Origin of the sequence: Gordonia cholesterolivorans (assembly GCF_039531975.1) — a bacterium.
Taxonomy (GTDB): Bacteria; Actinomycetota; Actinomycetes; order Mycobacteriales; family Mycobacteriaceae; genus Gordonia; species Gordonia sihwensis.
Genome location: NZ_BAAARB010000009.1, coordinates 144,402 through 152,267, shown reverse-complemented (window position 1 = coordinate 152,267; position 7,866 = coordinate 144,402). Strand labels below are relative to the sequence as shown.

The window sequence follows — 7,866 nt, the reverse complement described above, 5'->3', positions numbered from 1 at the left end:
CCGGTGATGTGGAACCCGGACGTATCCGACGATCGGCGGCCTTGTCGTACCCGACAGGCACAATCAGCTCACAACCATCAATCCGAAACCGCACAGGCCAGGACGTCACCCCGATGAAATTTCGAGGTTAGTCCTGACCTCGTTCGTTGAGATTGACGAGAACAGGTTCCGGGGCGGTCCTTGGAAGCGCCTTGCCGCGCCCATGGCCCCGCGGTCACAGTGCGTCCGGCGATGCGGCTGCCGACCCGTCGGCGTCAGGCCGCGGTCGGCACCGGCGGCTGACCGGACAGATCCACATCCAGTTCCCGCATCGCCGAGACCGGCTCCGCCGGGAGAATCAGTCGCTGGGCCGCGGCCGCCAGACCGCGTCGATCCCCTGCAGGCATCTGCAGGTCGAAGATCGTGATCGTGACGGTGAGATGGCGCGATCGCACGATACGTGACAGCGTGCTCGCGACGGTGTCTTCGCCCAGGAATCCCGGCATGGTGGTCCGTGAACCGCGATCGGTGTACGAGAGTCGGACCGGCAGAATCGGGACGCCGGTATCGACGGCCGCCTGAAAGAACGCCGGACGGAATCGGCCGGACGCGGTTCCGCACCAGGTGGTGCCCTCGGGGAACACGGCCACACGGCGCCCGGCGTCGAGAATGCCGCCGACCCTGTCAATCATCGGCCGCAGCCGGCGCAGATCCCCGCGCCGATGCGCCAGTACTCCGAACAGGCGGGCGATCGGACCGAAGCCCGGCATCGCCAGCACCTCACTCTTCGCCACGAAACGCGCGGGCGCCACACATGCGATCGCGACGATGTCCAGATAAGAGATGTGGTTCGCGACGATCAGCGCGCCGCGCAACCGAGGCGCATGTGACGGACGGCGATCGTCGATCTCGAGCAGCACCCCCATCGAGCGCAGCGTCACTCGGGCGCCGGCGCGCCAGTACCGGTGCCGCAGCCCGCGCGGGCACGCCACGGTCAGCAGTCCGAAGAGCAGGATCGTCACGCCGACGACAGCGAACGACGTGAGCCGCACGCTCGCTCGCAGCCGGGACACCGGGGGCGTGTGCGTGTGTACGCAGTGCACACCGCACGGACTGACGGGCATCCACGGACTGGACTCCACGGCGCCTACTTCCCGTCGGCGCCGAGCCGGGTCATCGCACCCCGGAGACGGTCGGTGTACCGCTGGTCGCCGTTGTGGCGATCCAGGACGGTGAGGAAGTCACCGACGTCGAACACCTCGTCGAACGCCGGCTCCCCGCACACGCGGGCACCGAGGCGGACATAGCCGCGCAACAGTGCGGGCAGCCGGTTGACGGCGGGAGGCTCCAGATCGTCGAGCCTGGCTCCGTCGACCTCCACGTGCCGGTACGGGTACACCTGCCAGGGCGCCCGGTGCCTGTCGCGGGCGAGGTCGCGGATCCCGCGCAGTTCCCGACCGCGGCCGATCGCCGATTCCAGGGGCACCGATACGCAACCCATCAGATACCGGTAACCGCCCTCCTCGAGGTAGCTCAGGACGGCGGCCCACAGCATCGCCGTCACCGAACCGCTGCGGTGACCCGGATCGACCACCGCGCGGCCCATCTCGACCGTCTCGCCGCGGATCTCCGAGAGCTCTCCGAGATCGAATTCACCGGCCGAGTACCAGCCGCCGGCTGCGATCGCCCTGGGCGGCGGCAGCACCCGGGCGCACCCGACGAGTGCCCCGGTCGGCATGTGACGGACCAGCATGTGGTCGCAGAACTCGTCGAAAGCGTCGGCGTCGCGGCCCGAATCGGCGTCGCCGATGGCGTCGGAGTAGCCGGGCTCGCCGTTGAACACCTCGTATCGGAGTCGTTGCGCGTCGTCGATGTCGGAGGGGTTCTCGGAGATCAGGACCTGGTAGTCGCCCCCGGCGAGGACCGGTCGCGCGAGGATCGGAGACGGGAATCCGGTGGAGACGTCCGTTACTGTCATGCCTCGCAGTCAAGGCGCGTCGTTGAACGTCCCCGGCAATGCGACGTGACGTGTCCGGACACTGCGGGTGAACTCCTGTCGTGCTCGGCTCACGCGGAAATGCGGATCGCCCCGCCGCACGGGGTGCGGCGGGGCGATCTCGACGCTTACGCGAAGATCAGCGCATCACTTGCGCTTGTTGATCTCCTCGGTCAGCTGCGGGGCGACGTTGAACAGGTCGCCGACGATGCCGAAGTCGCTGATCTCGAAGATCGGGGCCTCTTCGTCCTTGTTGACGGCCACGATGGTCTTCGAGGTCTGCATGCCGGCACGGTGCTGGATCGCGCCCGAGATGCCGAGGGCGATGTACAGCTGCGGCGACACGGTCTTGCCGGTCTGACCCACCTGGAACTGGCCCGGGTAGTAGCCCGAGTCGACGGCGGCACGCGATGCGCCGACAGCGGCACCGAGCGAGTCGGCCAGTGCCTCGACCACCGAGAAGCTCTCGGCCGAACCGACACCGCGGCCACCGGAGACGACGATCGACGCCTCGGTGAGCTCGGGGCGGTCGCCGCCGACGTTCGGCGCGAAGCCGGTGATCTTCACACCGCCTTCCTGAGCCGGAACCTCGACCTCGACGACCTCGCCCGCACCGGCGGCCGGCGCGGCCTCGACGGCGCCGGGGCGCACCGAGATGACCGGGGTGTCTCCGCCGGCCTGCGCGTCGACGGTGAACGCGCCACCGAAGATCGAGTGCACGCCTGCGCCGCCCTCCTTGACCTCGATGACGTCGGTCAGCAGACCCGAGCCCAGACGCACGGCCAGACGGCCGGCGATCTCCTTGCCGTCCGCGGTGGCGGCGACGAGGACGCCTGCGGCGCCGTTCGCCTCGGCCAGCTGCGACAGCACGTCGACCTTGGGCGTGATGAGGTAGTTCGCGACGTCGTCCGACTCGGCGACGTAGATCTTCTCGGCGCCGGCCTCGGTGAGACCCGCGGTGACGCCGGCAGCCGAGCCCGGCTTGCCGACGACGACAGCGGACGGGGTGCCGAGGGCGCGCGCCGCGGTGATGAGCTCGCTGGTGACCTTCTTCAGCCCACCTTCGGCGTCCTGCTCAACGAGCACGAGTACTTCAGCCATGATTGTTCTCCTGAATGTCTATGGGTTCGCCAGATGAAGTGGTGGGCGCGATCAGATGATCTTCGACGCGACCAGGAACTCGGCGACCTTGACGCCACCGTCGCCCTCGTCCGTGACGCGCTCGCCGGCCGTCTTCTCGGCCTTCGGGGTGACGCCGGTGACGGTGCTGCCCGCGTTGGCCAGACCGACGGTGTCGGCCTCGACGCCGATCTCCGCGAGGGTCACGACATTCACTTCCTTCTTCTTGGCGGCCATGATGCCCTTGAAGGACGGGAAGCGCGGCTCGTTGATCTTCTCGTTGACCGAGACGATCGCCGGCAGGGTGGCCTCGACGTTGAAGATGCCTTCGTCGGTCTCCCGCTCACCGCGCAGGGTCTCGCCGTCGATCTCCAGCTTGCGCAGGTGGGTCAGGTGCGGCAGCTCGAGGTACTCGGCGATCATCGCCGGCACAGCACCGCTGCGTCCGTCGGTGGCCTCGTTGCCCGCGATGACCATCTCGACGCCCTCGATGGTGCCCAGCGCCGACGCCAGAACGTAGGCGGTCTGGACCGCGTCGCTGCCGTGCATCAGGTCGTCCTTGATGTGGATGGCCTTGTCCGCACCCATCGACAGAGCCTTGCGGATGGCGTCGGTGGCGCGCTCGGGACCGGCGCACAGCAGCGTCACCTCGCCGCCGTTGGCTTCCTTGATCTGCAGCGCCTCTTCCACAGCGCGCTCGTTGATCTCGTCGAGCACTGCGTCGGCGGCTTCCCGGTCGAGCGTGAAATCGCCATCGGCGAGCTTGCGCTCGGACCACGTGTCGGGAACCTGCTTGATCAGAACGACAATATTCGTCATGGGTCTACGTCGACCTCCTGCATCGGGTTCGGCAACTTACCGGCCGGTAAGGCCATGGTTCACTCATCACTTTAGCGGCTGGTACTCGGCGACGAGAACATGGCACCGATCACTTCCCGCATGCAGGCGCCCACCCGCACGGGTACTAAGGTCGTGGCGGTGACCGATTACCAGGCGACACCGCAGTCCGATCAGCTCGCGCTCACCGGTGAACGCACCGTACCCGGAATCGCCGCGGAGAACTACTGGTTCCGCAGGCACGAGGTGGCCTACGAGTACATCCTCGACCACTGCGCGGGCCGCGACGTCCTCGAAGCCGGATCGGGTGAGGGCTACGGCGCGTCGATGATCGCCGCGCGCGCGAAGTCGGTGACATGCGTCGACTACGACGAGCAGGCCGTCGAGCACACACGCCGCCGGTACCCCGAACTGGTCGTCCACCGGGGCAATCTGATCGACCTCCCGCTGACCGACGGATCGGTGGATGTGGTCGTCAACTTCCAGGTGATCGAACATCTGTGGGACCAGAGCGCCTTCGTCGCCGAGTGCCACCGCGTTCTCCGCCCGGGCGGGGTGCTCCTGATGAGCACCCCGAACCGCATCACCTTCTCCCCCGGCCGCGACACTCCGCTGAACCCGTTCCACACCCGGGAGCTCAGCGCGGCCGAACTGACCGAACTGCTGACCGGAGCGGCCGCGCCGAACGGGCCCGCCGACGCCGGCGCGGCGGCCTTCGACGTCCGGCAGATGCTCGGCGTCCACCACGGCCCGGCGCTGCGCGACCTCGACGCGAAATGGGGTGGATCGATCATCGACGCCCAGATCGACCGCGCACTCGCCGGAGACGAGTGGCCCGCCGACCTGGCCGCGGACGTCGCCGCGGTGGCGACCTCCGATTTCGACATCCTCTCCGCCGACGACGCCGACATCGACGCGAGTCTCGACCTGCTCGCCGTGGCCGTGCGCCGCTGACGACCCTCGATCTGGAGCCGTGATGAGCACGACCGCCGCTGCACCGCGCGCCGAGAAGGTACCCGGCCAGTTCACCCTGGTGCTGCATTCGCATCTGCCGTGGCTGGCCAATCACGGCCGCTGGCCGGTCGGCGAGGAATGGCTGTACCAGTCGTGGGCACACTGCTACCAGCCCGTCTTCGCCGCCCTGCGACGCCTCGCCGACGACGGATACACCGACCTGATCTCCTTGGGCATCACCCCGGTGCTGGCCGCGCAGCTCGACGACCCGCACTGCGCCACGTCGATGTACGAGTGGCTGGCCGACTGGCAGTTGCGCGCGATGGAGGCCGCGACCTCACCGGACGCCGACCGTCGTGCGATGGGCCACCGCGAGTTCCGTGCGGCCGCCGGAGCACTGGCCGATTTCGAGTCGCAGTGGCGGCACGGCGGCAGCCCGCAGATCCGTCCGCTCGTCTCCGCCGGGGTGATCGAACTGCTCGGCGGACCGCTCGCCCATCCCTTCCAGCCGCTGCTCGACCGACGACTCCGGCAGTTCTCCCTCCGGGAGGGTCTCGCCGACGCGCGGTTGCGCTGGGGCACGCAGCCGTCGGGCATCTGGGCGCCGGAGTGCGCGTACACGCCGGGCATGGAGCAGGAGTACGCCGCTGCCGGCGTAGGCCACTTCATGGTCGACGGCCCCACATTGCACGGCGAGACGGCGCTCGGCCGCCCGGTGGGCGACTCCGACGTCGTCGCGTTCGGACGCGATCTGACCGTCAGCTACCGCGTGTGGTCGCCGAAGTCCGGCTACCCCGGGCACGCGAACTACCGCGACTTCCACACCTACGATCACCTGACCGGTTTCAAACCCGTTCGGGTCACCGGCAAGAACGTGCCGGGTGACGCCAAGAAGCCCTACTATCCGGCGCTCGTGAACCCCGTGATCGACAAGCACGTCGACGACTTCATCGACTGCGTGCGCTCACGGCTCATCGCCGAGTCGGACCGGATCGGCCGCCCCGCACACGTGGTCGCCGCCTTCGACACCGAGTTGTTCGGCCACTGGTGGTACGAGGGACCGGTGTGGCTCGAGCGGCTCATGCGCAGGCTGCCCGAGTCGGGCATCACGGTCGGATCGCTCGCCACCGCCCGGCGGAACGGATTCGTCGGCGACCCGGTCCGGATCGACGACTCGTCGTGGGGCTCGGGCAAGGACTGGCGCGTCTGGGAGGGTCCGCAGGTGCAGCACCTGGTGCGGCTCAACGAGGAGGTCACCGCGACCGCGCTCGATTCCCTCGACAAGCGGCTCGACGGCGGTCACGGGATTCCGGACGTGCGGGACGAGGTAGCCGACCAGATTCTGCGCGAGACGCTGCTGACGGTGCAGTCCGACTGGCCGTTCATGATCTCGAAGGACACCGCCGCCGGCTACGCCCAGGACCGCGCGTACAAGCATGCGCACGCCACGCGAGAGATCTGCGAGGCCTCCGATGCGGGCAAGGAGCAGCGGGCCGCCGGGCTGGCCGCCGGGTGGCGCCGCGCCGACAATCTGTTCGGCGCACTCGACGCCCGCCGTCTGCCGAGCCGCGAAGGCGGGTTCTGATGCGTGTGCTGATCGTCTCCTGGGAGTACCCGCCAGTGGTGGTCGGGGGCCTCGGCCGCCACGTCCACCATCTCACCGAGGCCGTCGCCGGCCTGGGCCACGAGGTGACGGTGCTGACCCGCCGGCCGTCGGGCACCGACGCCCGGACCCATCCCACCACCGACACCGTCGTGAACGGCGTCCGTGTGATCGCGGTGGCCGAAGACCCGCCGGCGTTCGATTTCGGCGCCGACATGATGGCGTGGACGCTGGCGATGGGCCACGGGTTCGTCCGCGCCGGCCTGCGCCTCCTGCGTGACGGCCCGCCGCCGGACGTGGTGCATGCGCACGACTGGCTGGTGGCCCACCCCGCGGTTGCGCTGGCCGAGTACTTCGACGTTCCGCTGGTCTCGACTCTTCACGCCACCGAAGCCGGGCGGCACAGCGGATGGGTGGCCGGCCACATCAACCGGCAGGTTCACTCGGTCGAATGGTGGCTGGCCAATGCCTCCGACGCGCTGATCACCTGTTCGGCGTCCATGCGCGAGGAGGTGGCGACTCTCTTCGGCCCCGACCTGGCGCCGATCACCGTGATCCACAACGGAATCGACGTCGGCACCTGGCGGTTCGTGGATCGACGCCCGCGCAGCGGTCCGCCCGAGTTGCTCTTCGCCGGTCGGCTCGAGTTCGAGAAGGGCGTGCAGGATCTGCTCGAGGCACTCCCGGTGATCCGGCGGGCGCACCCCGGCACGCACCTCACGGTTGCGGGCGACGGCACCCAGATCGGCTGGCTGCGTCAGCTGGCCCTCGAACATCAGGTGACGGCCGCGGTCGACTTCGTCGGACGGCAGGACCACGACGGCCTGCTGAAACTGATGCACCGCTGCGACGCGATCGTCCTGCCGAGCCGTTACGAACCGTTCGGCATCGTCGCCCTCGAGGCAGCCGCCACCGGCATCCCGTTGATCACGTCCACGGCGGGCGGGCTCGGCGAAGCGGTGACCGACGGCGAGACGGGCTGGACCTTCGACCCCTTCGATCCGGAGGGACTCGCCGTCGCCGTCTGCGAGGCCCTGGACGACCCGGCGGCGACGCAGCAGCGCGCCCGTCGCGCCCGTACCCGGCTGGGCGAGGAATTCACCTGGCAGTCGATCGCCAAGCGCACCGCATCGGTGTACGCGGCTGCGCGCCGACGCCCGCCGCGTGACCTCGGCCGTCCGGACATTCCGATGCGCCCGATGCCCGATCGAGACCCGTCGCAGCCCTGATCGAGGCCTTTCGGCCCATGCGCCTGTGGACGACATGCCCGATGCGCATAACGGTTCGATTACAGAAGGTAACGGCCTATTCGGACGTCTGCGATTACTTGGTCAGTGGCACAACGTCACGAATTTCGAGTTCGGTGGCGTCGACGATG

The 7,866-nt window shown here is 68.8% G+C and carries 7 protein-coding genes; 3 read left to right on the top strand and 4 right to left on the bottom strand.

The features are described 5' to 3' along the window. Positions 1-254: 254 nt before the first annotated feature. From ABFX36_RS10565 to ABFX36_RS10550, 4 genes are all read right to left on the bottom strand, one after another. Positions 255-1,103 carry a lysophospholipid acyltransferase family protein gene (locus ABFX36_RS10565; RefSeq protein ID WP_346076242.1) on the bottom strand — a complete coding sequence of 283 codons (849 nt, stop codon included), beginning with the start codon at positions 1,101-1,103 and terminating at the stop codon, positions 255-257. A 23-nt stretch (positions 1,104-1,126) separates the two neighbouring features. Beyond that, entirely contained in the window at positions 1,127-1,957 is an 831-nt protein-coding gene (locus ABFX36_RS10560) for a GNAT family N-acetyltransferase (protein ID WP_346076240.1), read from the bottom strand. A 165-nt stretch (positions 1,958-2,122) separates the two neighbouring features. After that, positions 2,123-3,076: an electron transfer flavoprotein subunit alpha/FixB family protein gene (locus ABFX36_RS10555; protein ID WP_006895905.1), complete on the bottom strand. Its 954-nt coding sequence runs from the start codon at positions 3,074-3,076 to the stop codon at positions 2,123-2,125. A 51-nt stretch (positions 3,077-3,127) separates the two neighbouring features. Further along, complete coding sequence (locus tag ABFX36_RS10550) at positions 3,128-3,913, bottom strand: electron transfer flavoprotein subunit beta/FixA family protein (RefSeq protein ID WP_222111521.1); 786 nt, start codon at positions 3,911-3,913, stop codon at positions 3,128-3,130. 99 nt (positions 3,914-4,012) lie between these two features. Between ABFX36_RS10550 and ABFX36_RS10545 the strand changes: the two genes are divergently transcribed. Genes ABFX36_RS10545 through ABFX36_RS10535 form a run of 3 tightly spaced genes read left to right on the top strand, consistent with a single transcriptional unit; the run spans position 4,013 to position 7,717 of the window. After that, a complete protein-coding gene (locus ABFX36_RS10545) occupies positions 4,013-4,885 on the top strand; it encodes a class I SAM-dependent methyltransferase (protein WP_375003903.1) in 873 nt (290 codons plus the stop codon). A 22-nt stretch (positions 4,886-4,907) separates the two neighbouring features. Continuing rightward, positions 4,908-6,470, top strand: coding sequence for a 1,4-alpha-glucan branching protein domain-containing protein (locus tag ABFX36_RS10540; RefSeq protein WP_346076237.1), 1,563 nt, complete (start codon positions 4,908-4,910; stop codon positions 6,468-6,470). Next, positions 6,470-7,717: a glycosyltransferase family 4 protein gene (locus tag ABFX36_RS10535; RefSeq protein WP_006895893.1), complete on the top strand. Its 1,248-nt coding sequence runs from the start codon at positions 6,470-6,472 to the stop codon at positions 7,715-7,717. Before ABFX36_RS10540 ends, ABFX36_RS10535 begins: the two co-directional genes overlap by 1 nt. Positions 7,718-7,866 lie beyond the last annotated feature (149 nt).

Excerpts from the sequence above, each read along its gene's own strand:
- ABFX36_RS10565 (WP_346076242.1), bottom strand. The coding sequence starts at position 1,103 with ATGCCCGTCAGTCCGTGCGGTGTGCACTGCGTACACACGCACACGCCC.
- ABFX36_RS10560 (WP_346076240.1), bottom strand. The coding sequence starts at position 1,957 with ATGACAGTAACGGACGTCTCCACCGGATTCCCGTCTCCGATCCTCGCG.
- ABFX36_RS10555 (WP_006895905.1), bottom strand. The coding sequence starts at position 3,076 with ATGGCTGAAGTACTCGTGCTCGTTGAGCAGGACGCCGAAGGTGGGCTG.
- ABFX36_RS10550 (WP_222111521.1), bottom strand. The coding sequence starts at position 3,913 with ATGACGAATATTGTCGTTCTGATCAAGCAGGTTCCCGACACGTGGTCC.
- ABFX36_RS10545 (WP_375003903.1), top strand. The coding sequence starts at position 4,013 with ATGGCACCGATCACTTCCCGCATGCAGGCGCCCACCCGCACGGGTACT.
- ABFX36_RS10540 (WP_346076237.1), top strand. The coding sequence starts at position 4,908 with ATGAGCACGACCGCCGCTGCACCGCGCGCCGAGAAGGTACCCGGCCAG.
- ABFX36_RS10535 (WP_006895893.1), top strand. The coding sequence starts at position 6,470 with ATGCGTGTGCTGATCGTCTCCTGGGAGTACCCGCCAGTGGTGGTCGGG.